We start from the raw sequence: 25,931 nt of genomic DNA on the forward strand, positions 1-25,931 counted from the left end.
ACCGTGATAAAAGAAAGAAGCCCTTCGAAAATGAAGGGCTTCCATATGTTTTGAAAGTCAGAATTAAAATCCTAAGCTTGCTCTTACTCTTTTAAGCGTTTCCAGCGCTACAGGTCTTGTTTTTTCCGCACCCTGCTGTAATTTTTCTTCCAGTTCATCCAGGTTATTCATATAATAAGTGAATGTTTCTCTTTCTTGGGCAAAACGAACTAAGATAAGATCTAGCAGTTCCTTTTTAGCATGTCCGTATCCGAAATTTCCGGCCAGGTACTTAGCTCTTAATTCCTCAGTTTGTTCAGGAGTAGCAATAAGCTCATAGATCTGGAATGTTTTATCCGTTTCAGGATCCTTAGGCTCTTCCAACGATTTGGAATCCGATTCAATACTCATCACCTGTTTCTTAAGTTCCTTTTCAGGGAGAAAAACATTGATAATGTTTCCCATAGATTTAGACATTTTACGGCCATCAGTTCCGGGAACATATTTTGTGTCTTCCTGAAGCTCAGATTGAGGTAAAACAAAAACTTCACCCATCTGGCTATTAAATCTTGAAGCTACATCTCTGGTAATCTCCAAATGCTGAAGCTGATCCTTCCCTACAGGAACAATCTCTGCATCGTATAATAAGATATCTGCAGCCATCAGAATAGGATAGGTAAATAATCCTGCGTTCACATCCTGGAGGCGGTCCGCCTTATCTTTAAATGAATGGGCCAGTGTTAATCTTTGATAAGGAAAAAAACATGATAAATGCCAAGATAATTCACAGGTTTCAGCGATATCACTTTGTCTGTAGAAGAATGTTTTTTCAGTATCTAATCCACAAGCAAGCCAAGCCGCAGCAATCTCGTAGGTATTTTGTCTTAACGTCTGCGCATCTTTAATCTGGGTAAGCGTATGAAGATTCGCGATAAATAAAAATGATTCATTTCCTTCCTGCTTAGAAAGTTCAATAGCAGGAATAATTGCCCCAAGCAGGTTTCCAAGATGGGGGGTTCCGGTGGCTTGAATGCCGGTAAGAATTCTTGACATTTGTTTACAATATTTTAAAATTAATGAATTGCAAATTTACAAGGTTTGGTGGGATAATGGGTAAAAAAGATTAAAAGAATCAAGAATCAAGAATCAAGAACCAAGAACCAAGAATCAAGAACCAAGAATCAAGACTTATTATTAAAATTCAATAGGAGCGGACTTTAGTCCGCTTTCATAATAAACCTACCAAATCTGGCTTTAGCCGAAACTTAAATCTAGCCTATAATCTCTAGCCCTATAAAAATTTGAAAACCTTTACGGGATTATAATCTTCTCTCCTCCAAATTTCGGTTCTACTCCGAAAATCAAATCCCAATATACTTTAGCTTTAGCAAGATACTCCCGCATATTGGTTTTTAAACCTGCATATTTGTTTACATCTGCAGCATTGTATCCAAATGCTTCCATTCCATTTTTTCTGGCCAGGAAAACAGCTCTTTCATTATGAAATTTTTGGGAAATAATAACCAGCTTTGTCTGTCCGAAGATCTCTTTTGCCCTTACTACAGAATCTAAAGTTCTGAATCCGGCGTGATCCATAATGATCTTATCCTGTGGGATTCCTTGCTGCATTAAAGTAAGCAGCATGTCTTCCGGTTCATTATAATCTTTGGTGCTGTTGTCTCCACTTACGATGATGTACTGTATTTTTCCGCTTTTATAAAGATCTGTGGCTGCTTTGATTCTATTGTAGAAATAGGCGTTTGGCATTCCATTGCTTAGTGTTTTGCCGGTTCCCAAAAGCAAAGCTGTTTTTGCCTGGGGAACATCCTTTGTGCTATAAAATAGAAATGCTTCATTTTCTTTTTTTATACTATAATTTGCCCAGGCAATAAAAATAATTCCTGCCACAAAAAGAAGCAGGAAAATTTTAAAAATATTTTTGATTATTTTTTGCATCCGAAATATATCTTTTTAAAACTCAAGTCCATTCGGGAAAGCTTTCTTTCTGAAGATTAACAGCAACGCAGCTCCTACAGTAATAGCAGAATCGGCAATATTGAAAATATACTTGAAGAATTCAATATGTTTTCCACCAATCAAAGGGATATTTTCAGGAACATACCAATCTACCAGCGGGAAGTGAAGCATATCAACCACACAGCCTTTCATAAAGGTAGAATACCCCTGACCAAAAGGAACAAACTTAGAAATGCCACCATATCCTATCCATCGGTCAATGCTTTGATCATAAATCGTTCCACTGTCGAAGATCATTCCGTAAAACATACCATCAATAATATTTCCGATAGCTCCGGCAAATATAATAGACATAGGAATCAAAAGATAGTTTGAGGCCCCTTCTTTCAGCCATTTTTTAAACATATATACCATTCCTCCAATTAGGAAAAGTCTTAGGATAACCAAAAAGTATTTTCCGATGATCCCTCCAAAATGAAACCCATAGGCCATCCCGGGATTTTCCACAAAGGTCAGTTTAAATCCGGGAAGAACAGTCACGCTGTCGTCCAGATTAAAATGGGTTTTAATATAAATTTTAGAAGCCTGGTCAATTAACAATACCAAAAATGTGATAGCTACTATCTTTTTCATTACAGTCCTTTAGGTTTTGGCGGTTTTGAAGCTGTTTTTGCATTTTTATTATCGCTCGCTTTCTTAATCACTTTCTGTCCATTAAATGAACTTTTCACATGAGCCTTTTCAAATTTAATGTTCATTTCTTTCAAAACGCCTTTCAGAGCACTAAGCTCCATTGCATTTTTTGGGTGTACGATGATAGATTCCATTTCTTATATTTAAATGTTACATTTTGGACAATTCGTCAAGTCTTTTTCTTTCTTTTGCAGAAAGATCATTAATTCCGTTTTTGCCCATCTTACTCAAAAGCCTGTCGACTTCTTTTTCCCTTTCACGCTTATCAGAATTAAACTGATCATCTATCGTATAGTTTCTATGTTTATTGGGAAAGATCCTTTTTTTGATCCATTTTCTATTAAAAAACAATAAAACTCCTACGACGATAATTACTAAAATTAATAATTCGTTCATGGGTATACATTAAAAATTAGGTTTATAAAGTATCCGTGAATACGATATAAACCCAATATTATTTACAAACCTTACGGTTATTTTTGCATGTTTTTCGCTTCGATGCTCAAGGTAGCATGGGGAACGGCCAATAGCCTTTCCTTAGGAATAAGCTTCCCTGTTACTCTACAAACACCATACGTTTTATTTTCGATTCTGATTAAAGCATTTTTAAGATCACGCACGAATTTTTCCTGTCTTCCTGCCAAAATAGAATTCTGCTCTTTGCTCAACGTTTCGGCACCTTCTTCAAAAGCTTTGAAGGTAGGTGAAGTGTCATCTGTTCCATTATTCTGGTCATTGATGAAACTCTCTCTGATCAGCTGAAGATCTTTTTCTGCTTTTTCTATTTTTTCTTTTATGATTGCCTTAAATTCCTGTAAATCAGCATCGCTGTATCTTACTCTTTCGTCTGACATATTCTTTCTCTTTTTTAATAAAATTATGAAATGGATTTTGAAATACAATAACTACATGTTAATTTTTTTCAATATTTATCTTAAAACTAACCTCATCTATTTCGATTTCGTTAAAATTTGAAAGTGAAGATACAATTTCTATTTTATTTGACAAGACTTCAGAAGAAATATATTCCTCATTTTTCTTAACATTTTCAATGAAAGGAGAATTCTCCTCAATGAAGATATTAATTCTGTCTGTCAGATCAAAATTCTTATCTTTTCGCAGGTTCTGAATTCTATTGATGAACTCTCTTGCGATCCCTTCAGATTTTAACTCATCTGTTAATGTCAAATCTAATGCCACAGTTGTTTTTCCATCAGAAGTTACAGTCCATCCCGGGATATCTTTTGTTGAGATTTCCACATCATCTAAAGTGATCTCATATCCCTGAATATCAAGTTTTCCTTCTCTCTCAAGATCTGAAATTTGTTCTGTACTAAGAGCACTGATCTCAGCCCCAACCACCTTCATGTCTTTTCCTAATTTAGGACCCAATGCTTTGAAGTTGGGTTTGATCTGTTTTACAATTAAATGAGATGCTTCTTCAGCATTGATTAACTGTAATTCTTTCACATTTACTTCCTGCTTGATCAGATCGGCAACAGCCAAAATCTGTTCCTCTGTTTTAGAGTCCAATACAGGAATTAATACTTTTTGTAATGGCTGGCGTACTTTTACGTTCTCTTTCTTTCTTAAAGAGAAAACCATACTGGTAATATTCTGAGCCAAATGGGTTTTTTCAACCAAATCCTGGTCTATTAAACTTTCATCAGCAACCGGGAAGTCCGTTAAATGCACAGACTCACAGTTTTCTTTACCTGTTACTTTATTCAGGTCCTGATACAGCTGATCCATAAAGAATGGAGCAATAGGTGCAGATAATTTGGTTACCACTTCGAGGCAGGTATATAAAGTCTGGTATGCAGAGATTTTATCATCAGAATATTCCCCCTTCCAGAAACGTCTTCTGCATAACCTTACGTACCAGTTGCTTAAATTATCATTCACAAATGTGCTGATCGCTCTTGCTACTCTGGTAGGTTCATAATCTTCATAGAATGCTTTCACTTCTTTGATCAGAAGGTTCAGCTCAGAAAGGATCCATCTGTCTATTTCAGGACGGCTTTCCACTTCTTTCTCTGAATAGTTGAATCCGTCAACATTCGCATAGAGTGCAAAGAATGAATACGTATTGTACAGGGTTCCAAAGAACTTTCTTCTTACCTCATCAATTCCTTCAATGTCAAACTTCAGGTTTTCCCAGGGATTGGCATTGGAGATCATATACCAACGGGTAGCATCAGGTCCATATACAGAAAGTGTTTCAAACGGATCCACTGCATTTCCTAAACGTTTTGACATCTTCTGCCCGTTTTTATCCAGAACAAGACCATTACTCATCACGTTTTTATAGGCTACAGAATCAAAAACAGCTGTTCCGATAGCATGAAGGGTATAGAACCATCCACGGGTCTGATCAACACCTTCAGCAATAAAGTCTGCAGGGAAAGCTTTATGGCTGTCTATTAATTCTTTATTTTCAAAAGGATAATGCAGCTGCGCATATGGCATCGAACCAGAATCAAACCAAACGTCGATCAGGTCACTTTCACGCTTCATGGCTCTTCCCGAATCAGAAACCAACACTACTTTGTCAACCACGTTTTTATGAAGATCTACCAGTTCATAGTTTGATTCAGACATATTTCCAATAACAAAACCTTTGAACGGGTTTTCAGTCATGAATCCTGCCTCAATAGACTTTTCGATTTCGTTGTAAAGCTCTTCTACAGAACCTATTATTTTTTCTTCTTTCAGATCCTCCGTTCTCCAGATCGGTAATGGAATACCCCAATACCGTGAACGGGAAAGGTTCCAGTCATTTACATTTTCAAGCCAGTTGGCAAAACGTCCTTCTCCGGTAGCTTTTGGCTTCCAGTTGATCTCTTTGTTCAGGTTTACCAATCTGTCTTTTACAGCGGTCATTTTTACAAACCATGAATCTAACGGATAGTATAATACCGGTTTGTCTGTTCTCCAGCAATGAGGATAAGAGTGGACATATTTCTCTACTTTGAAGGCTTTGTTTTCTGTTTTCAACAAGATTGCAAGCTCTACATCCCAGGATTTTTCAGGTGCAGTCCCTTCATCGTAATATTCGTTTTTGATATACTTTCCGGCATATACTTCAGGAACATTTTCTCCTTTGATGAATCTTCCCTGTAAATCTACCAACGGTACAAGGTTGTCATTTTCATCCTTTACCAACATCGGTGGAATTTCAGGCTGAGCCATTTTAGCAACTCTCGCATCATCAGCACCAAAAGTAGGTGCCGTGTGAACGATACCTGTACCATCTTCTGTTGTTACAAAATCTCCCAGGATTACTCTGAAAGCGTTTTCAGGGCTGTCATTGGGTGTAAACCAAGGAACTAATTGCTCATACCTTGTCCCAACAAGCTGTTCTCCCGTAAATTCTTTTAAAACTTTAAAAGGAATGACTTTGTTTTCCGAAGTATAGTTCGCGAAATCCTCATCCGTTCCTTCTGTATATTTTTTACCGAAAACCTTAGGTAATAAAACTCTTGATAAAACTACTGTTACAGGTTCAAAGGTATACTGATTGAAAGTTTTCACTACAACATATTCTATATCTCTGCCTACTGTAAGCGCTGTGTTGGATGGCAATGTCCATGGAGTAGTTGTCCATGCCAGGATATGCACATCTCCGTCAACATCACTGAATAAAGCAGACGAATCTTTCTTTACTTTAAACTGAGCTACGATCGTGGTATCTGAAACATCACGGTATGTTCCCGGCTGGTTCAGCTCGTGTGATGAAAGTCCTGTTCCTGCTTTTGGAGAGTAAGGCTGGATGGTATACCCTTTATACAACAAGCTTTTGTCATATAACTGTTTCAGTAACCACCAAACGGTTTCCATATATTTTGACTTGTACGTGATGTACGGATCCTCAAGATCTACCCAATATCCGATTTTCTCAGTAAGGTTATTCCACACATCGGTATAGCGCATTACCGCTTCACGACATGCTTTATTGTAGTCTTCAATAGAGATTTTTTTGCCAATATCTTCTTTCGTAATTCCTAATTCTTTTTCTACACCCAGTTCCACAGGAAGACCATGCGTATCCCAACCCGCTTTACGGAAAACCTGTTTCCCGTTTTGCGTTTGGTAACGGCAGAAAATATCTTTCAATGCTCTTGCCATTACGTGGTGAATTCCAGGCATACCGTTTGCTGAAGGCGGACCTTCATAAAAAACAAACTCAGGATTGCCCTGACGAATCTCAACACTTTTACTGAACGTATTATTCTGTTTCCAAAATTCCGCTACATTGTCGGCTATGTCAATAAGGTTGAGGTTTTTGTATTCTTTAAATTGGCTCATTGTAAATATCTCAATATCGTTGATTAATTAAGTCTGCAAATTTACTAAATTTTGTCGGTTTATAATATATGTTTTATTTTGATATCATCTATTAAAAAGTTCAATTTCAGAAATATAAATGAAGGCCAAGCATAAAAGTGAATGATGAATGGTGAATTAGTCAGTTTTCAGTCTGTTTTTACAATAAAATTTAACAGCCTTTATTCGATAGAAGTGGGCTTTGGTTAATCTAAAATGTAAATTTACTTCGTCCATCGGATTTAGCCCAAATGTAAATATGGTCTATTGCAGATCGCTCAGATTTTTATTCACATCTTTGAAAATCTGGGTGCATCTGGGGTTAAAAATACAATCTACAAGAGGAAAATAGCACAATCATTGCTTGAAATTCTGTATATTTAAGTAAATCTAAACCCAAATGCTGTATGAAAATCTTTTATAAACTGATGTTGATTGTTTGTTTTATCAACAGCTTCTCTACCCAGGCTCAACATAATTATCCACAAAACTACTTCCGCAATCCCTTAAATATTCCCATGCAGCTGGCTGCCAATTTTGGGGCAGTCCGGGCTAACCATTTTCATATGGGATTGGATTTACGGACGAACAGTAAAGAAAACCTGCCGGTAGTGGCAGCAGCAGACGGGTATGTAAGCAGGATAAAAGTGGAGCGGTATGGTTTTGGGAATGCAGTCTATATTACGCATCCCAATGGCTATACCACAGTGTATGCTCATTTAAATAAATATTTTGACAGGCTTGAGGAGTATGTAAAAGAAAGACAATATAAAGATGAAAAGTGGGAGCAGGATATTACATTTCAACCCGGGCAGTTTCCTGTAACGAAAGGACAGCTTATTGCTTTGAGTGGGAATACAGGAGGTTCCGCAGGGCCCCACTTACATTTTGAAATAAGAGATACCAAAACGGAAGAATGTCTTAACCCTCTGCTCTTTGGTTTTGCCATTCCGGACTCTGTAGCTCCCATTATTAGTGGGCTGTACTGGTATGACAGAAGTTTCAGTACGTATGAACCGGGAGCAAATGGTGTGGCTGTAAAAAAAGCAGGAAACATGTATACAACGGACCTGGTCACGGTAAATTCGCCGGTGATAAGCTTCGCTGTTAAAGCGGTGGATAAAGCCAATCAGGGATTTAACCTTGGCGTTTACCATGCAGAATTATTAATGGATGGTAAGCTCATCTATAGTTTTTCCATTGATAAAGTAAGCTATGATGACACCCGCTATCAGAATGGCTGTATAGATTACACCAAATTCATCAGGGATAAAATGAATATCCAGCATTTATCTGTTTTACCGGGAATGAAACTACAGAACTACAGCCTTCCCAATGTATCGGGAGTTATTAATCTTCAGGACAAAGAGGTCCATCATATTGAAATTGTTTTAAAAGACGTGAACGGAAATACAAGCCGGTTGGCAACAAAAATGCAGCTGAATACTACCGGAAATAATATTCCGTCTACTCATAAAACGGTAAAGCCGGATGAAGGAAAAACGATTGCCACAGAAAATGCTGAAATAGTTTTGAGTAAAAATGCAGTGTATGATGCTGTGAATTTTAGCATGTACGAAAAACCCGATGCTGAAGAAAATGTAATTTCCAATGCCATTGTGCTGCACAATCCATATGTTCCCATTCATGATCGATACACTGTAAAAATAAAACCTAACCGGAAATTGACCAAAGAGGAAAAAGATAAAGTAGTGATATTGCTGGATTATGGAAGTGATAAAGATGCTGTAAAAGGAAACTGGACCGGAGACTGGGTACAGGGGGAATTCAACAGATTGGGCTCGGTGAAATTGATCTTAGACAAAAGTTCTCCATTTATTACTACGGAATGGAAAGATGGAGCGCTTATAAATAGCGGGACTTTACGTTTGAAAGGAAATACAAGTGTGGGTGACATCGTTTCATTTAGGGCAGAACTGGATGGGAAATGGCTTCGCTTTGCAAGAGTAAAAGATTATTTTATCTATACTTTTGATGAAAAGTGCCCCAAAGGATCCGGTAAGCATACTTTAGAGATAACGACAGTCAATACTGCAGGAAATGCCAATACCCAAACTTTAACGTTTCAGAGATAAATCAATGGAGGGTAGTAATCTTTTAACCTTTTCATGTTTCAGTCTTTTATTTTTAAATAAATTTGTCTTCTAAAAATTAAAATCATTGGAATTTCATCCATCCATCGAAAGATCATCCATTCAGGAAATTAAAAAGTTTCAGGAGAGAAAACTTCAGGAGCTATTGGCTTATCTTGAAACTCATTCACCTTTTTATAAAAAACTATTCACAGAAAATGATATCCATATAAAGAATATCATCACCCTGGAAGATCTGCAGAAAATCCCTACGACAACAAAAAATGATTTACAACAGCATAATCATGACTTTTTCTGCATTCCTCCGGATAAAATTGTTGATTATAGCACAACTTCAGGAACACTGGGAGATCCGGTGACATTTGGATTGTCTGACAGTGATCTTGAGAGACTGGCTTATAATGAAGCCATCTCTTTTGCCTGTGCAGGAATTCAGAAAGGAGATGTGGTACAGATGATTACAACCATTGATAAACGCTTTATGGCTGGCCTTGCCTACTTTTTGGGTTTAAGAAAAATGGGGGCAAGCGTTGTGAGAATGGGACCGGGAATTCCGGAACTTCAATGGGATTCTATTTTTAGGTATCAGCCTAAATACCTGATTACTGTGCCTTCTTTTTTGCTGAAAATGATTGATTATGCCGAAAAACACGGCCTTGATTATAAAAACTCCAGTGTTTACGGTGCCGTCTGTATTGGAGAAAGCATCAAAAATCAGGATTTTACAGATAATATTCTTTCGCAGAAGATCAAAGAAAAATGGAATATCAATCTTTTTTCAACCTATGCATCTACCGAGATGAGCACCGCATTCACGGAATGTGAGTTCCAGGTGGGTGGGCATCATCATCCTGAACTTATTATTACAGAAATCCTGGATGATCACGGAGATCCTGTGCAAGAAGGAGAAAGCGGTGAGCTTACGATTACAACGTTGGGAGTGGAAGCAATTCCTCTGTTGAGATTTAAAACAGGAGATATTGTAAAAGCTCATTATAAGCCTTGTCAGTGTGGAAGAAATACCATGAGATTGGGTCCTGTAGTCGGCAGAAAGCAACAGATGATTAAATATAAAGGAACAACATTATATCCTCCGGCCATGAATGATATCCTGAATGATTTTAATGGTATTCTCTGTTATCAGATCGTTATTCAGGCTAATGAAATAGGCCTTGATGAAATTATAATCAGGATAAGTACAGAAGAAAACAATGAAAACTTTGTACATGAAGTAAGGGATCACTTTCGGGCAAAACTCAGGGTAAGTCCTAAGATTGAAATGGTAGATTTTGAGATTTTGTCTAAAACTGTTTACCATCCAAATAGCAGGAAACCAATCACTTTTATTGATTTAAGATAAAAATAAATATAAAGAGAGAGTAGGACTTTCTTTATAATATCTTTGAGAGCTTAGCTAGTAAAACTAATATATATGAAAAAAATATTGTTACTGTCCTTGCTGACCATGATAGTAATGGCTTTCGGACAGGAAAAAATGGAACTCATTTCTGGAAACTTTCAAGCCTTAAAAGATCAGACTGAAGTAAATGTAGAACTTCAATTTGAGAATGTATTATTTATGAAAGAAAATATTACAGAAGCTCAATATCTTGAAAACAGGAAGAAACAAGTGTTGGAAAATCCTAAAAGAGGAGCAGATGCGTGGAAGAAATGGATAGGAGAATGGGAAAAATATAAAAAAGAAGACTATGTAGATCATTTTGCAAAAGGACTTAATAAATCCTACAAAAATATTTCATTTAAAAAAGACAGCTCGGCAAAGTATACGTTGTTAGTAGAAACCAAATGGCTTTTTCCGGGCTGGCATGGCGGACTGGTAGTGATGGAGGCGCAAATAAGTGGAACAATAAAACTGGTGGAAACCGGTAAGCCTTCAGTGGTTTTAGCTGAGGTAGCTTTGAACAAATTTGATAAATTTATTCAGAGTAAAGAAGAGGTCATGGAGTATGAGAGAATTGCTACAGTATATGAATCAACTGGAAGGTATCTGGCAAAAGAGATTAAAAAAACTTTAAAATAAAACAAAAACAGTCTGAATTTCAGACCGATTTTTTATTGTTGATTTTGCTTTTCCTGTTTGATGAGGTTGGCAAGATTCTTAATTACTGTATCATGCTTTTTTACAAAAGGATTGTCTTTATTCCACACATATCCAGCCAATACTGCACATATCTTTTTCTTGACATCAGGGTTTTCCGGCTGGTGGAAGAATAATTCCTGAAGATTACCCGTATACCATTCCTTTACATAGGTGGTGAAAACATCTACACCATATAAGATATAATCTGTGTATTCTGTTTGCCAGTCAATTTTTTCTCCGTTGAGCTGTCTAAACGCTAATTTTGCAGCAAGCATTCCCGATTCTGTGGCAAAAGCCATTCCCGATGAGAAAACCGGGTCAAGAAACTCAGATGCATTACCCGTTAAAGCAAACCCATCTCCAAATAAACTTTTTACCGAACATGAATAATCTTTCAGATGTTTGGGCTCAAAGAGAAAATCTACTTTTCCAAAACGTTTTACGTAATAGTCAGATAGAGAAATTGCTTTTCTTAACGCCTCAGCAGGATCTCCGTTTTCAGACAACTTATCAATATATTCTGTAGGACCTACAATTCCTACACTTGTATTTCCGTTAGAAAAAGGAATGACCCAAAGCCATACCTCTGTTTCAATGATGTCGAAAGATATTAATGTTCCCTCTTCGCCCTCTTCTCTGTTGATATCCTTTACATGAGAAAAAATAGCAGAGTGGGGAGATAATTTTGAAGGCTTTTCAAGATCTAGTAAACGAGGTAAAACTCTTCCGTAACCACTTGAGTCAATAACAAACTTGGCGTGGATCTCTTTTGTCTTTCCATCCTTGGTTCTTACCGTTGTGATAGAATCCGTACCGTCAAATCTGATGGCTGTAACCTCGGTTTCAAACTCAAGGTCAATCCCTTTATTAATGACTTCCTGGGCCAGTGTATGATCAAAATCAGCTCTCGGAACCTGCCAGGTCCAATCCCAGCCTTCTCCGAATTTATCACTAAAATCAAAAATGCAGACCTCATCCCCACGCAGGAAACGTGCACCCAGTTTTTTTTCAAAACCCATTTTGTCTAATGCAGGGAAAAGTCCGGCTTCATCAAAGTGGTCCATTACCCTTGGAATTAGGCTTTCTCCTACTACCAATCTTGGGAATTTTGTCTTTTCAACCACCTTTACGTTGACATTATTCTTCTTAAGGTATGAAGAAGATACGCATCCGGAAGGTCCAGCTCCGATTACAAGAACGTCAACAAATTCTTTGCTCATCTTGATTTTTTATTTTAATAATAACTTCTATCTTTGCCGCAAAATTAGTGACAAATAATTAATATTTTACAAAATTATCAACTATTACTTTTGATTAATGAAAATAAATAACTTTTTAGGACTGAAAGATTTTCAAAAGATTATCATTGAAAATGAGAAAATTGAACTGGATGAATCACTTTTATCAAGAGTCGATACAAGCTTTCAGTTTTTAAAGGAATTTTCAAAAAATAAAGTAATATATGGAGTAAATACGGGGTTTGGTCCGATGGCTCAGTTTAAAATCAGTGATGAGGATACCCACCAGCTTCAGTATAATTTAATTAGAAGTCATTCTTCTGGATTAGGAAACCCTTTACCTGCACAGGAAGTGAAAGCCTGTATGCTGGCAAGGCTGAATACCTTATCTTTAGGGAATTCTGGAGTACATCAGTCTGTTATTTATCTTCTTCAGGAATTGATCAACAGAGATATTACCCCTTTGATTTTTGAACACGGTGGAGTAGGAGCAAGTGGCGATCTTGTTCAGCTGGCACACCTGGCTTTGGTACTTATTGGAGAAGGAGAAGTTTTTTACAAAGGAGAAAGAAAATCTACAAAGGATGTTTTTGCAATTGAAGGACTTGAGTCTATAAAAGTGGAGATCCGTGAAGGGCTTGCTTTAATGAACGGAACTTCTGTAATGTCCGGAATAGGGATTGTGAATGCCTATAAAGCAAATCAGCTGACCGATATTTCCATAAGGCTTTCCTGTGCAATTAATGAGATTGTTCAGGCTTATGACGATCATCTTTCGGAAGCTTTAAACGGTACAAAAAGACATTATGGTCAGCAGAAAGTGGCAGAAAGAATGCGTACACATCTTGCAGACAGTAAGCTGATCAGAAAAAGAGCAGACCATCTTTATACTCACTTTGAAGAACAGGAAAAAGTATTTAAGGAAAAAGTTCAGGAATATTATTCTTTAAGATGTGTTCCCCAGATATTAGGCCCAGTGCTGGATACATTGGAATATACAGAAAAAGTGCTTGAAAATGAGATCAATTCTGCCAATGATAACCCGATTATCAATGTTGAAGACCAGCATGTTTACCACGGTGGAAATTTTCATGGAGATTATATCTCTTTAGAAATGGATAAGCTTAAAATTGTGGTTACCAAGTTAACCATGCTTGCAGAAAGACAGCTGAACTATCTTTTAAATGCTAAGATCAACGAAATTTTGCCTCCTTTTGTAAATTTAGGTAAATTAGGTTTCAATTTCGGAATGCAGGGTGTACAGTTTACGGCAACCTCTACTACGGCAGAAAGTCAGATGCTGTCAAACCCTATGTATGTTCACAGTATTCCCAATAATAATGATAATCAGGATATTGTAAGTATGGGAACCAATGCAGCTGTGATCTGCAGAAAAGTAATTGAAAATGCATTTGAAGTTTTGGCGATAGAAGCAATTACTGTCGTTCAGGCAATTGAATACCTGGGCTTCCCGGATGAGGTTTCATCATCTACAAGAGTGCTTTATGATGAGATCAGAAAAATTATTCCTGCGTTCTCAGATGATATGGTGATGTATCCTTATTTAGAGAAAGTAAAGATGTATTTAAAAGCAATGTAATTATTAACGGTAATAAATTGTCTTTACATTTAGGAGTACAAACTAACTAAAAAAACTAAAACGAAATAAACACTAACGCATGAAATGTGCAATTGTAACAGGAGGCTCCAGAGGAATCGGGAGGGCAATCTGTATAAAACTGGCTGAAGAAAAAAAATATCATATACTGATCAACTATACCTCTAATGAGGCTGCAGCTAAGGAAACATTGGCCAAAGTGAAAGAGCTTGGTTCTACAGGAGAAATTCTTAAATTTGATGTAGGAAATGCGGAGGAAACACAGAGTGTCCTTACAGAATGGCAGGTAACAAATCCTTCTGCCATAGTAGAAGTGATTGTAAATAATGCAGGAATCACCAGAGACGGTCTGTTTATGTGGATGCCTAAAGAAGACTGGAACAGTGTAATCAATACAAGCTTAAACGGTTTCTTCCATGTGACGAACTTTTTTATCCAAAAACTGCTTCGTAACAAATACGGGAGAATCATTAATATGGTTTCGGTTTCCGGGGTAAAAGGAACAGCCGGACAGACCAATTATTCGGCAGCAAAAGGAGCTCTGGTAGGAGCTACAAAAGCGCTTGCCCAGGAAGTGGCGAAAAGAAATATTACAGTAAATGCTGTGGCTCCGGGTTTCATCAAAACAGATATGACTCAGGATTTTAATGAAGATGAGCTTAAAGCGATGATTCCTGCAAACAGATTCGGAGAAGCAGAAGAAGTAGCTGATTTAGTAGCGTTTTTAGCTTCCCGAAAAGCTTCCTACATTACAGGAGAGATAATTAATATTAACGGAGGAATTTATTCATAAGATGGAAAATAGGGTTGTGATTACCGGAATGGGAATTTATTCCTGCATCGGGACGTCTTTAGAAGAGGTCAGGGAATCCCTATATCAAGGAAAATCCGGTATTGTTTTAGATGAAGACAGAAAAAATTTCGGTTTCAGATCAGGTCTTACGGGGGTGGTTCCAAAGCCAGATTTAAAGAATCTTCTTAACAGACGCCAGCGTGTAAGCATGGGAGAAGAAAGCGAATATGCTTATCTTGCAACCATTGATGCTTTGAAGCAGGCGAATCTTGACGAAGCTTTTTTAGATACCCATGAAGTTGGAATTTTATACGGAAATGACAGTGTATCCAAGGCGGTCGTTGATTCTATCGATATTGCCCGGGAAAAAAAAGATACCACATTGATGGGATCCGGAGCGATCTTTAAATCAATGAATTCAACAGTGACCATGAACCTTTCTACGATTTTCAAGTTGAAAGGAATTAATCTTACCATCAGCGCAGCCTGTGCAAGTGGGTCGCATTCTCTGGGATTGGCTTTTATGATGATCAGGAACGGTTTTCAGGATATGATCATCTGCGGGGGAGCGCAGGAAACCAATAAATATTCAATGGCAAGTTTTGACGGATTAGGAGTTTTCTCAACAAGAGAAGACGAGCCGGCAAAAGCCTCAAGACCTTTTGATACAGCGAGAGACGGTTTGATACCAAGTGGAGGTGCGGCTACTTTAATTGTAGAAAGCTTAGAATCAGCACAAAGAAGAGGTGCTCCTATCCTTGCTGAAATTATAGGCTACGGCTTTTCTTCAAATGGAGGGCATATCTCAACTCCTAATATTGACGGGCCGGCTTTAGCAATGGGACGGGCTTTACAACAGTCCGGATTAACGGCTTCAGATATTGATTATATTAATGCTCATGCTACCTCCACGCCTATTGGAGATGCTAACGAAGCAAAGGCTATCTATGAGATTTTCGGAAGTGAAGTTCCCGTAAGCTCTACGAAATCTATGACAGGGCATGAATGCTGGATGGCAGGGGCAAGTGAAGTTATTTACTCTATTCTGATGATGCAGAATGATTTTGTAGCTCCCAATATTAACCTTGAAAATCCTGATAATGAAGCTCAAAAGATAAATTTAGTCTCCAAAACAAAAAATCAAAAAATTGATGTATTTTTGTCGAATTCTTTTGGGTTTGGGGGAACCAATTCTGCATTAATAGTTAAAAAATTTGATTAAAAACATGGAAAGGGAAAAAATAGTGGCCATCGTTAACGATTTTCTGGTAAATGAATTCGAGGTAGACGGAGACGAAATCAGTAATGAGGCCAATCTTAAAACTACATTAGGCTTAGACAGTTTAGATTATATCGATATGGTTGTTGTGATTGAATCCAATTTCGGAGTGAAATTAGGAGAAGCCGACTTCAAGAAAATGGTGACATTTGATGATTTTTATGCAACCATTGAACATAAAATTACTGAAAAAAACGCTTAATTATTGAATAAATATTTATTAATTGAATGTATCAATGTACGCATACTGTGCATTTTTTAAATTAAAATAATTGTTACATTGGTATACCGTTACACCGGTAAATTGTATATATGAACAAGTGGAAAGGTAAATCTAAAGGAACGGTATCAGGATACAGAATATTCGTTTGGTGTATTAGAAATATCGGAATCAGGAGTTCATATGTTGTTCTTTATTTTGTGGCTGCTTATTACTTTCTGTTCCAGAAAAAAAGCAACCGATACATCCTTTATTATTTTCAAAAAAGATTAAACTACGGATATGGTAAGGCTTTACGCTCCATATTTCACAGCTATTTCACTTTCGGAAAAGTACTGATTGACAAAACAGCTATTTCTGCCGGATTAAGAGAAAAATACACCTATGAATTTGATGGGATTGAAAATCTCAGAAACCTTTTAGCCGCGAAAAAAGGAGGTGTTCTGATCAGTGCCCATATCGGTAATTTTGAAATTGCAGAACATTTTTTTGCAGATATAGATTTTGACTGCCAGATCAATCTGGTGACTACAGATCAGGAGGTTACCGTGATCAAAGAGTATCTGGAAAGTGTTGCCGTAAAAGAGAGTTCCATTAAATTTATTTATGTCAGAGAAGATATGTCGCATATCTTTGAGATTAATCAGGCATTATCAAATAATGAACTGATCTGCTTTACCGGCGACCGTTATTTTGAAGGATCCAAATACCTGGAAGCCGAATTGCTGGGGAAAAGTGCAAAATTTCCGGCAGGCCCTTTTCTTATTGCTTCCAGATTGGGAGTTCCTGTAGTATATGTGTATGTAATGAAAGAAAATAACCTTCATTATCATCTCTATGCAAGAACTGCCCAGAATATTAAAAACAGGGATTCTCAGGGGCTTTTACAATCTTATGTTCAAAATCTGGAGACCATGGTTAGAAAATATCCGCTCCAATGGTTTAATTATTTTGATTTTTGGGATGATGTTGATTAATTTTTCTATTTTTATCCCTGAAAACTAACAAAAACTGAAACCATTTAGATTAAAATCAGGATTAGCCTGTCTATTGATCTTTAAAGGACCGGAGGCAGATCATCTTTTGATGAACATTCTTAATTTCTAAATTAAAATACATTCTCCTTGAAGAAAGAATATGACATACTTGTAATCGGCAGCGGATTGGGAGGTCTTGTTTCGGCTCTTATTTTGGCGAAAGAAGGGCTTAAAGTATGTGTATTGGAGAAAAACAATCAGTATGGAGGCAATTTACAGACTTTTTCCAGGGATAAACTCATCTTTGATACGGGAGTTCACTATTTGGGTGGGCTGTCAAAGGGACAAAATCTAAACACTTTTTTTTCCTATCTGGAAATTATGGATGATCTGGATCTCCAGCAAATGGATGAAGACGGATATGACAGAATCTCCTTTGGTGATGATCCTATTGAATATCCACATGCCCAAGGATATCAGAACTTTGTTGAGCAGTTATCAGTCTATTTTCCGAACGAAAGAGAAAATCTTGAAAATTACTGTGAAGAAATTCAATATGTGTGCAGCCAGTTCCCAAGATATAATGTAGTGGGGAAAGATAGTTACAATGAAGAAATTCTGCATCTGAATACCCGAAGATTTATAGAATCAGTGACCTCAGATAAAAAACTGCAATCGGTTTTATTAGGCTCTAATTTCCTTTATGCCGGAGATTCTGACAATATTCCTTTTTATGTTCATGCTTTAACGGTAAACTCTTATATCCAGAGTGCTTACAAATGTGTAAAAGGGGGAAGTCAGATTTCAAAATTATTGATCAGGAAGCTTCGTCAGTATGGGGCGGAAGTTCATAAACATACCGAAGTAACCGGGTTTATTTTTGATGAGAATAATGTACTGACCTCAGTGAAAACAGCTTCAAGTAAAGAATACACAGCAAAAAAAATAATTTCAAATATTGAAATCCGCTCAACCATTAAATTAATTGGAGAAGAGCGGTTAAAAAAATCCTTTCTCAACAGGGTTTTAAGCTGGCAGCCTGTTCCATCATGCTTCAGTGTATATCTGGTCTTAAAGCCACATACTCTTCCGGATTTTAATTATAATATATACCATTATTCCTCAGGGGAACAAGTTTGGAGTGCCTTCCGTTACAGGAAAGAAGCATGGCCGGAAACCTATATGCTTTCGGCATCACCGTCCAAAAATTATCCTGGGTTTGCAGAAAGCCTGACGGCTATTTCCTATATGGACTTTGATGAGGTTAAAGACTGGGAACACACATTCAATACAGTAGCTGATGATCACGAAAGAGGAGAACAGTATGAAAGGTTTAAACTGGCAAAAGCAGAGAAAATGCTTGATGCCCTGGAAAAGAAAATTCCCAACCTTAAACAGGCTGTCAAAAAAATATATACTTCTTCACCGTTGTCTTATCGTGATTATATCGGTAGTTTTGAAGGAAACATGTATGGTTACATGAAAAACTCAGAAAACCCGCTTAAAACGATGGTTTCTCCACGCACTAAAATAGATAATCTGTTTCTTACAGGTCAGTCTGTAAATATGCACGGGATTTTAGGGGTAACCATCGGAGCTTTCAATACCTGCTCTGAAATTGTAGGCAAAGAAACGATAGACAGACATTTAAGTCAAATGATGTAATAAGAAACCAACGTGAAAAAAGCTGATACCAACCCTCTGTTCTATAAAAGATTTTTTCTGTATGCTCTTTTTTGTTGCATTCTGATCTCATGCGGGGTATCAAAATCTGTTCATCATCTTCCCGATGTGAAACAATATTCACTGGAAATTCCAAAAGTGAATATAATAAATGATACGACCTTTAGCTTTAAGCACAATTATCTGACTAAAAATAAGCAGCAGCTCTGGGAGCTTTATATAACAGGAAATCCGCTTCAGTTAGGGTATAATAATGGGGCTTTAACACAAAATCTTATGCAGAAGCAGGAGGCAATTTTCTTTTCGAAGGTGGAAGGATTTGTCCCTTCAAAATTCAGACAGAAGTTGTTGAGAGGCTTTTTAAAATGGTACAACAGAAAAATGTATCTTAATGTAAGAGAAGATTACCAGGCCGAATTGTATGGATTATCACAGTATTCCTCAGATCAATATGACTTTATTGCCCCAAAATATTTACGGAATCTTTACCTGCATGGAGCGCATGATATTGGACATGCTATGCAGGATCTGGCCATGGTTGGCTGCTCTTCACTGGCTGTCTGGAATGAAAATACAGAAGATGGAGATCTTCTGATAGGACGGAATTTTGATTTTTATGTAGGTGATGATTTTGCGAAAAATAAGCTGGTGGAATTTGTAGAACCGGAAGATGGAATTCCTTATATGTCAGTAAGCTGGCCGGGGATGATAGGAGTAGTCTCGGGGATGAATAAAGAAGGAATTACGGTGACCATCAATGCCGGGAAATCAAAAATTCCTTTAACAGCCAAAACCCCTATTTCTTTGGTAACAAGAGAGATCTTACAGTATGCAAAAAATATAGACGAAGCCGTTGATATTGCAAAAAAAAGAAAGGTTTTCGTTTCAGAATCCATTTTGGTAGGAAGTGCTCATGATAAAAAAGCAGTAATCATTGAAGTATCTCCCAAAAACTTTGGAGTTTACAGCGTACAAAATACAAGCAGGGTTCTTTGTACTAATCATTTTCAGTCTGAGGCTTATAAAGATGATACAAAGAATCAGAAACATATTGAAGAAAGCCATTCAGAATATAGGTATGAAAAACTGCAGGAGCTTCTTCAGGAGGAAAAAAAACTTACTCCACAGAAAATGGCTTCCATTTTAAGAAACAGATCAGGGTTACATGGTGAAAGTATTGGCTATGGAAACGAAAAATCTCTGAATCAGTTGTTGGCGCATCATGCAGTTATATTTTCTCCTCAGAAGAAATTGGTCTGGGTATCTTCAAATCCTTATCAGCTGGGAGAATTCGTATGTTATGATCTGAATACCATATTTTCAGATAAAGGATTACAGCATAGCGATTTTTCAACATCACAGCTCAATATTGGGAAGGATCCCTTTGTAGAATCTCAGGAGTTTAAAAACTATGAGGAATACAGAGTGGTGAATACAAAAATAAGTGATGCAATTCAAAATCGTGAACTTCTTACAGATAGCTATATTACCCGCTATCATTCTTTAAATCCCGATTTTTGGAAAGTATATTATATGGCTGGAAAATATTATTTTTACAGGAAAGAGTATGCAAAAGCAAAGACGGAATTTGAAAAAGCCCTGACAAAAGAAATTACAACAGTACCTGATAGGAAGGACACTGAGAAATTTCTGAAAAAAACTTTAAAGAAACTGAAATGATCCCTAAATATATAAAAGTCTTGTTCTGCATTCCCATTGTCATTATTCTGTGTTATTCTGTTTATCTTCTCTCAGTATATAGCTCAGTTCCGGAAATTATACCGATTCACAGCTATGGAGGAAGAAAAGATGAGTACGGGAGCAAAGTATTTCTGTTTTTACCGGTAGTATTAAATTTGATCATTCTTATCTTTACCTGGTTGATTATCAGAAGACCGGATAAGATTAAATTTACCTTTGAGATCAATGAAAATGACCGTGAAAAAACCTATCATACCATCCAGATGATTTTAGTAATTCTTTCCATATTTGTCACAATCATGATGAGCCCTTTATCATTTTTCGATGTTGTTTATAAATAATTTATTTTGACTTAAATCATTATTATTTTATAAAAAATAGGATTTAAATACATTTTAATTAAGCTATTTACCTATTCTTTTGAAAACTATGTAACATTTTTATGGTTTTCTCTACTAACTGGTGAAATAATTATAATAATACCAGTTAAAAGTAAAATCAATGAAAAAAATTCGACTTAGTGTTAAGTTTTTATTGCTTTGTTCTTTTTTTGGCTTTGGAGCACTTTCCGCTCAGAAGTATGAACAAGTAATAAAAGATTATGTTAATTCTGAAAAAGGCTCTTTCCAGAGAGTTGATGAAAAACTTAAAGTTTTTAAGATCATCAATGTAGATCCCTCTACAAGTTTGAAAGGTGATGTTGTAGGAATACAGCAGACCGTGAATGGGATTCCCGTATTTGGAAGCTCGGCAAACGTTTTGGTAAGAGAAGGAAAGGTATTGAGCTTTGCAGATACTTTTGTTAAAACAATTGCAGGGATCAGAGGAAGTGAAAGTTCTAAAAAAGATACTTTTATTGCGGAAACAGCTAAAAAGTTTAAAGGACTTGCTACTGTGAAAAATAGCGAAGGAAAAGAAGAGCCAATAAAGGCTAATGCGGTTTATTTTGCAAAAGGAGGGGATTTATTACTTGGGTATCAGTTTTATATTGAAGAAAAAGCGACAAGCAACGTATGGAATGTTGTTGTAAGCACAGAAGACGGTTCTGTTCTATACCAGGAGAATACAACCCTTTCCTGTGATTTCCATACAGATGCTTTTGAACAGCTTCCACAAAGCTTGTCTCAGACAGATTGGGCTACTCAGCCTGCAGGCGTTTCATTTAATAATGCAGTCGTTCAGCAACAACAAACCAATTTTGTGCTGGCTCCTGATAATGCGTCCTATAACGTATTTGCATTTCCTGTTGAGGCGCCTACTTTTGGAAGCAGAACACTGCTTACCAACCCTTGGGATCTGACAGCATCCCCTGAAGGATGGCATTCTGACGGAACCAATCATTATACCATTACAAGAGGTAATAATGCTTTTGCCTATACTGATGAATTACATCTCAATACACCACAGTTTTCACCTGACGGAGGAGCTGCAAGAGCTTTTGATTTCCCGGTGGATGTTACGTTAATGCAACAAAATTATACCTCTGCAGCGGTTACAAACCTGTTTTACGTTAACAATAAAATGCATGATGTATTTTATAAGTTCGGATTTACAGAAACCGCAAGAAACTATCAAAAAAATAACTTTGGAAAAGGAGGTGCCGGAAATGATCCTGTCTTGGCTGAATCAAGAGATGGCAGTGGTCTGAATAATGCTAACTTTAATCCGGGAGTTGACGGAACCAGCGGAAGGATGCAGATGTATCTTTTTGTTCCCAATGGAGCAAGATATCTTTATTATAATGCCCCTACAAATTATGTAGCAAGAACACCGGCAGCTGGAACAGCTAATTTCGGTCCACAGCTTATCGGTGGAGCACCGGTAACCGGTGATTTAGCTCTTTCCGTACCGGCTGATGCCTGTACTGCTGTAACACCAGGAAGTCTTACTGGCAAAATAGCTGTAGTAAGTGCCGCAGGATGTAATTTTTCCAATAAAACAAAAAATCTTCAAGATGCGGGAGCAATAGGAGTTATACAGTATCATCCAAGCAGTGACCAGCCAATAGGTTTGGGAGGTGATGATAGTACCATTACAATTCCTACCATTATGGTTGGAAAATCAGAAGGACAGTTTTTAGTCAATGATTTGAATAATGGCATTGTAAGTAACGCTACATTGAAGACCGAGGCAGTCTATAAAGATGCAAGTTTAGATAATGGTATTATCAGTCATGAATATGGACATGGAATTTCTAACCGCCTTACAGGAACAGGAAGCTCTTGTTTATCTTATCCCACCTCCAATGAGCAAATGGGAGAGGGATGGTCTGATTTCTTTGCCTTGATGTTAACTACAAAGCCGGGGGATAATGCTTCTATAGCAAGAGGAGTGGGAACATTCTCTTCAGGAGAAACAACAACCGGAGCGGGGATAAGACCTGCCAAATATTCTCCGGATTTTGCAGTTAATAACTATACCTACGGGCGTACCAATGGGATGAAGACTAATGGTAGTATCAATGGAACTGCTGTTACCGTACCGGATGTTCATAGTATTGGATTTATCTGGGCTTCCATGCTATGGGATCTTAACTGGAAATATGTTGAGAAATATGGATACAGCAGTGATGTTTTAGCGAATCCTAACAGTGGAAGTGCAAAAGTTCTTCAGCTGGTAATGGATGCCCTTAAATTACAGCAGTGTAATCCCACCTTTGCACAGGGAAGGGATGCTATTCTGGCAGCCGATCAGGCAACAACAAATGGGGAGAATAAATGTATGATCTGGAGTGTGTTTGCAAAAAGAGGACTAGGTGTTAATGCATCGGCGGGCAACCTTAACGGCTTGGTGATCGGTGCCAACCAGCCTTTACCGGATATCAATGATCAGGTAGAAGATTTTACAGTACCTGCAGAATGTGCCAACCTTGCGGTAAAAGAAGCTTCTGCTTCTAAGGGGATTTCTATTTATCCTAACCCGGTAAAAAGCGAATTTACCATACAGGTACCTGACGGAATGAATGCCTCAGGAATCACTACAGTGTCTATTTATGATTTTACAGGAAAATTGATGACTACGGAAAATATTAATCTTAATAAGCAGACTAAAATTAGTGCTGATAAGTTGATCAACGGAGTATATATTGTAAAAATCAAAAATAACACAATTGATTACTCGCAAAAGATTATTGTTTCAAAATAGAACATTAAAATATTATATGAATAGCCCTGAAATACTTTATTTCGGGGTTATTTCTTTTTAAGGCTCGGGATTCAGTTTGCTCAGAAAAAGAAAAGTGGTTATTCCTGTAATTACAGATAAGGTGGTGCTTAGGATAAGGCTCCCAATTACATACTGAAGGAGATTATTCCTGATCAGCTCAAAATTAAAGTCCTGGCTCAGGATATTACTGTCACCTTCCACAAATGGAGCGCCCAGAAATAAAGAGGCAGCAATGATAAAAGGAATAAAGGGAGGAAGACTTACATTGGAAGCGATGAATGCAAGAACCTTATTCAATTTGAAAAGAACCGATACACTAATCACAAGAAGAGTCTGAAATCCCCAGAAAGGAGAAAGCCCTATAAAAACCCCAAGTGCAATGGAAAAAGCTTTGGTACGGTTGCTTCCGTCGCTTTCTAAGACATCTTCCTGGATGAACCTTTTAAAACTTTTTTTTTTGAAATTATTGATGAAGTTCCTCGGAATGATATAAAATAAAGTAATCGTTACCAGAATTGTATTCAGGATGCTGATTCTTGTGAAATCCCTGAAAGGCCTGAAATGGGAAACCCGCTCTGCAGGATCGTACAAAACTTTTATAGGGACATTCTTTACCGGAATATGTCTCCATGCGGTTCTTACAATGATCTCAATCTCAAATTCAAATTTAGGAGTAAAATATTTCTTTGGAATTTTGTGCAAAGGATAAAGCCTGTAGCCGGATTGGGTGTCTTCCAGCTTAATTCCGGTCTCAAACCAAAACCAAAAATTGGAAAAACGGTTTCCAAAACTGCTTTTCTTCGGAATACCGTCCTGAGACATATTTCGGTTTCCAATAAGAAGGACATCTTCCTTTTCCTGAAGAAGCGCTTCTACAAACACCGGAATATCATCCGGATAGTGCTGCCCATCCGAGTCGATGGTGATAGCATAATGATAGCCTGATTCCTTAGCATTTCTAAAGCCTGTTTTTAGGGCGTTTCCCTTTCCTTTGTTCTCAGGTAAGGTAATCACAGTTATTTCAGGATATTGAGAAAGGATAAGTGGCGTAGAGTCGGTAGAGCCGTCATTGACAATAATGATACTTCCGGTGTAGCTGAGAACGCCGTCAATTACCCTTTTCAGGGTTTTTTCATTATTGTAGGTGGGTATTAAAATGCAGATCTTCTTTTCGGAAATTGCATTTTGTACTTCAGCAACGGACATGGTTTTATTTTAAAGTGGCTCTTTCGGCTCCGGTAATGGTTTTAGACTGCATCGCAAACCTTTTGATATAGTTTTTCAGGGCTGTATTCTGTTTGCTGTAATTATTCAGAAGGAAGGTTTTATCTTCTTTAAGACTTCCCCGGTATCCTACTATTTTTGGAATGTTTTCCTGAACGCTTAATCTGATCAGACGCAGTTCTGCATTATTAGGATTGCTTTTTATGATACTTTCAAGACTTGTAGCGCCTGTTTTTACCATAGATTTTCTGTTTCCTTTGGCCACCTTGGCTTCCATGATCTTAGCTGCTGCTTTATATCCTAAAGTTACCGCATCAGAGCCGGATTGCTTTACTGCAGTATCAATAAAAATTTGTGTATTGGCATTAGATTCGTTGGCTTTGGCATAGCTGTTTCTCACCGTTTCCAAATCAGACTGAAAGAAAAAAATAAATGCCGCTAAGAAAGATAAAATAAGTTTCATGATGGTATTTTTTTATAGCTTACAGACATTTTTAATGCAATAGTCTCGCCAAAAGAAGTGATGTTTTTTACTTTAACATCTTCTCCGTTTACATCAATATCCAGCTGAAGTTTCAGATCAGGCGTCTCAAAAGGATTGATAATTGCCATGAATTTAACGTTGGATGCTGTTTTTAAAAATAATTTTGAACCCACAAATTCTTCAGTAAGTTCTTTTACAATCTGCATCATACATACTCCTGGTGTAACCGGGTTTCCCGGAAAATGCCCCTTGAAAATATCATGATCTTTGTTTAAGCTGATATCAGCAATAAAACTTCCGTTTTCTGATTTTTCGTATGACTCTAATGTATAAAAATCTGTAAGAATGCTCTGCATGAT

The 25,931-nt window shown here is 37.2% G+C and carries 23 protein-coding genes; 12 read left to right on the forward strand and 11 right to left on the reverse strand.

Features of this window, described 5'->3' with window-relative positions; genetic code table 11:
* Positions 1 to 63: 63 nt before the first annotated feature.
* The 7 genes from trpS to ileS all read right to left on the reverse strand — a co-directional run bounded on the left by trpS (position 64) and on the right by ileS (position 6,957).
* Entirely contained in the window at positions 64 to 1,032 is a 969-nt protein-coding gene (gene trpS / locus MP477_RS06740) for a tryptophan--tRNA ligase (protein ID WP_257189708.1), read from the reverse strand.
* A gap of 258 nt (positions 1,033 to 1,290) precedes the next feature.
* Positions 1,291 to 1,935 (reverse strand): vancomycin high temperature exclusion protein, encoded by a 645-nt coding sequence (locus MP477_RS06745; protein ID WP_257189709.1) that lies wholly within the window; start codon positions 1,933 to 1,935, stop codon positions 1,291 to 1,293.
* A gap of 15 nt (positions 1,936 to 1,950) precedes the next feature.
* Positions 1,951 to 2,589 (reverse strand): lipoprotein signal peptidase, encoded by a 639-nt coding sequence (locus MP477_RS06750; protein WP_257189710.1) that lies wholly within the window; start codon positions 2,587 to 2,589, stop codon positions 1,951 to 1,953.
* Positions 2,589 to 2,783 carry a DUF2683 family protein gene (locus MP477_RS06755; protein ID WP_047492401.1) on the reverse strand — a complete coding sequence of 65 codons (195 nt, stop codon included), beginning with the start codon at positions 2,781 to 2,783 and terminating at the stop codon, positions 2,589 to 2,591. Before MP477_RS06755 ends, MP477_RS06750 begins: the two co-directional genes overlap by 1 nt.
* Positions 2,784 to 2,799: 16 nt before the next feature.
* A complete protein-coding gene (locus MP477_RS06760; protein WP_257189711.1) occupies positions 2,800 to 3,045 on the reverse strand; it encodes a DUF6576 domain-containing protein in 246 nt (81 codons plus the stop codon).
* A 77-nt stretch (positions 3,046 to 3,122) separates the two neighbouring features.
* The gene (locus MP477_RS06765; RefSeq protein ID WP_002983772.1) at positions 3,123 to 3,503 is read right to left on the reverse strand and encodes a TraR/DksA C4-type zinc finger protein; all 381 of its coding nucleotides are present in this window, start codon (positions 3,501 to 3,503) and stop codon (positions 3,123 to 3,125) included.
* A gap of 58 nt (positions 3,504 to 3,561) precedes the next feature.
* Positions 3,562 to 6,957 carry an isoleucine--tRNA ligase gene (gene ileS, locus MP477_RS06770; protein ID WP_257189712.1) on the reverse strand — a complete coding sequence of 1,132 codons (3,396 nt, stop codon included), beginning with the start codon at positions 6,955 to 6,957 and terminating at the stop codon, positions 3,562 to 3,564.
* A 425-nt stretch (positions 6,958 to 7,382) separates the two neighbouring features.
* On the opposite strand from ileS, the gene MP477_RS06775 reads away from it, so the two are divergent.
* The 3 genes from MP477_RS06775 to MP477_RS06785 all read left to right on the forward strand — a co-directional run bounded on the left by MP477_RS06775 (position 7,383) and on the right by MP477_RS06785 (position 11,130).
* The gene (locus tag MP477_RS06775; RefSeq protein WP_257189713.1) at positions 7,383 to 9,071 is read left to right on the forward strand and encodes a M23 family metallopeptidase; all 1,689 of its coding nucleotides are present in this window, start codon (positions 7,383 to 7,385) and stop codon (positions 9,069 to 9,071) included.
* Positions 9,072 to 9,156: 85 nt separating this feature from the next.
* Complete coding sequence (locus MP477_RS06780) at positions 9,157 to 10,449, forward strand: phenylacetate--CoA ligase family protein (RefSeq protein WP_257189714.1); 1,293 nt, start codon at positions 9,157 to 9,159, stop codon at positions 10,447 to 10,449.
* A gap of 72 nt (positions 10,450 to 10,521) precedes the next feature.
* On the forward strand, positions 10,522 to 11,130 hold the full coding sequence (locus tag MP477_RS06785) for a hypothetical protein (RefSeq protein ID WP_257189715.1): 609 nt from the start codon (positions 10,522 to 10,524) through the stop codon (positions 11,128 to 11,130).
* A gap of 32 nt (positions 11,131 to 11,162) precedes the next feature.
* On the opposite strand, the gene MP477_RS06790 is transcribed toward MP477_RS06785, so the two are convergent.
* Entirely contained in the window at positions 11,163 to 12,410 is a 1,248-nt protein-coding gene (locus MP477_RS06790; protein ID WP_257189716.1) for an NAD(P)/FAD-dependent oxidoreductase, read from the reverse strand.
* Positions 12,411 to 12,507: 97 nt separating this feature from the next.
* On the opposite strand from MP477_RS06790, the gene hutH reads away from it, so the two are divergent.
* The 9 genes from hutH to MP477_RS06835 all read left to right on the forward strand — a co-directional run bounded on the left by hutH (position 12,508) and on the right by MP477_RS06835 (position 23,843).
* The gene (gene hutH / locus MP477_RS06795) at positions 12,508 to 14,028 is read left to right on the forward strand and encodes a histidine ammonia-lyase (protein ID WP_257189717.1); all 1,521 of its coding nucleotides are present in this window, start codon (positions 12,508 to 12,510) and stop codon (positions 14,026 to 14,028) included.
* A 79-nt stretch (positions 14,029 to 14,107) separates the two neighbouring features.
* The gene (gene fabG / locus MP477_RS06800) at positions 14,108 to 14,839 is read left to right on the forward strand and encodes a 3-oxoacyl-ACP reductase FabG (protein WP_257189718.1); all 732 of its coding nucleotides are present in this window, start codon (positions 14,108 to 14,110) and stop codon (positions 14,837 to 14,839) included.
* Between the two features lies 1 nt (position 14,840).
* Positions 14,841 to 16,061 carry a beta-ketoacyl synthase gene (locus MP477_RS06805; protein WP_257189719.1) on the forward strand — a complete coding sequence of 407 codons (1,221 nt, stop codon included), beginning with the start codon at positions 14,841 to 14,843 and terminating at the stop codon, positions 16,059 to 16,061.
* A gap of 4 nt (positions 16,062 to 16,065) precedes the next feature.
* Positions 16,066 to 16,320, forward strand: a complete 255-nt coding sequence (locus MP477_RS06810; RefSeq protein WP_257189720.1) for an acyl carrier protein — start codon at positions 16,066 to 16,068, stop codon at positions 16,318 to 16,320.
* 110 nt (positions 16,321 to 16,430) lie between these two features.
* Positions 16,431 to 17,315, forward strand: coding sequence for a lipid A biosynthesis acyltransferase (locus MP477_RS06815; protein WP_257189721.1), 885 nt, complete (start codon positions 16,431 to 16,433; stop codon positions 17,313 to 17,315).
* Positions 17,316 to 17,462: 147 nt separating this feature from the next.
* Positions 17,463 to 18,980: an NAD(P)/FAD-dependent oxidoreductase gene (locus MP477_RS06820; RefSeq protein WP_257189722.1), complete on the forward strand. Its 1,518-nt coding sequence runs from the start codon at positions 17,463 to 17,465 to the stop codon at positions 18,978 to 18,980.
* A 12-nt stretch (positions 18,981 to 18,992) separates the two neighbouring features.
* Positions 18,993 to 20,678 carry a C45 family autoproteolytic acyltransferase/hydolase gene (locus MP477_RS06825; RefSeq protein WP_257189723.1) on the forward strand — a complete coding sequence of 562 codons (1,686 nt, stop codon included), beginning with the start codon at positions 18,993 to 18,995 and terminating at the stop codon, positions 20,676 to 20,678.
* On the forward strand, positions 20,675 to 21,040 hold the full coding sequence (locus tag MP477_RS06830; protein WP_230032465.1) for a hypothetical protein: 366 nt from the start codon (positions 20,675 to 20,677) through the stop codon (positions 21,038 to 21,040). The genes MP477_RS06825 and MP477_RS06830 overlap by 4 nt, the downstream gene beginning before the upstream one ends.
* A 160-nt stretch (positions 21,041 to 21,200) precedes the next feature.
* Positions 21,201 to 23,843, forward strand: a complete 2,643-nt coding sequence (locus MP477_RS06835) for a T9SS-dependent M36 family metallopeptidase (RefSeq protein ID WP_257189724.1) — start codon at positions 21,201 to 21,203, stop codon at positions 23,841 to 23,843.
* A 57-nt stretch (positions 23,844 to 23,900) separates the two neighbouring features.
* Here the strand turns inward: MP477_RS06835 and MP477_RS06840 are convergent, their stop codons facing one another.
* From MP477_RS06840 to MP477_RS06850, 3 genes are read right to left on the reverse strand one after another with little or no spacing between them, the layout of a single operon-like run.
* Positions 23,901 to 25,070 (reverse strand): DUF2062 domain-containing protein, encoded by a 1,170-nt coding sequence (locus MP477_RS06840; protein WP_257189725.1) that lies wholly within the window; start codon positions 25,068 to 25,070, stop codon positions 23,901 to 23,903.
* A 4-nt stretch (positions 25,071 to 25,074) separates the two neighbouring features.
* The gene (locus tag MP477_RS06845; RefSeq protein ID WP_257189726.1) at positions 25,075 to 25,551 is read right to left on the reverse strand and encodes a hypothetical protein; all 477 of its coding nucleotides are present in this window, start codon (positions 25,549 to 25,551) and stop codon (positions 25,075 to 25,077) included.
* Positions 25,548 to 25,928, reverse strand: coding sequence for a 3-hydroxyacyl-ACP dehydratase (locus MP477_RS06850; protein WP_257189727.1), 381 nt, complete (start codon positions 25,926 to 25,928; stop codon positions 25,548 to 25,550). Before MP477_RS06850 ends, MP477_RS06845 begins: the two co-directional genes overlap by 4 nt.
* Positions 25,929 to 25,931: the final 3 nt, after the last annotated feature.

The organism is Chryseobacterium sp. WG23 (assembly GCF_024586575.1).
Classification (GTDB): Bacteria; Bacteroidota; Bacteroidia; order Flavobacteriales; family Weeksellaceae; genus Chryseobacterium.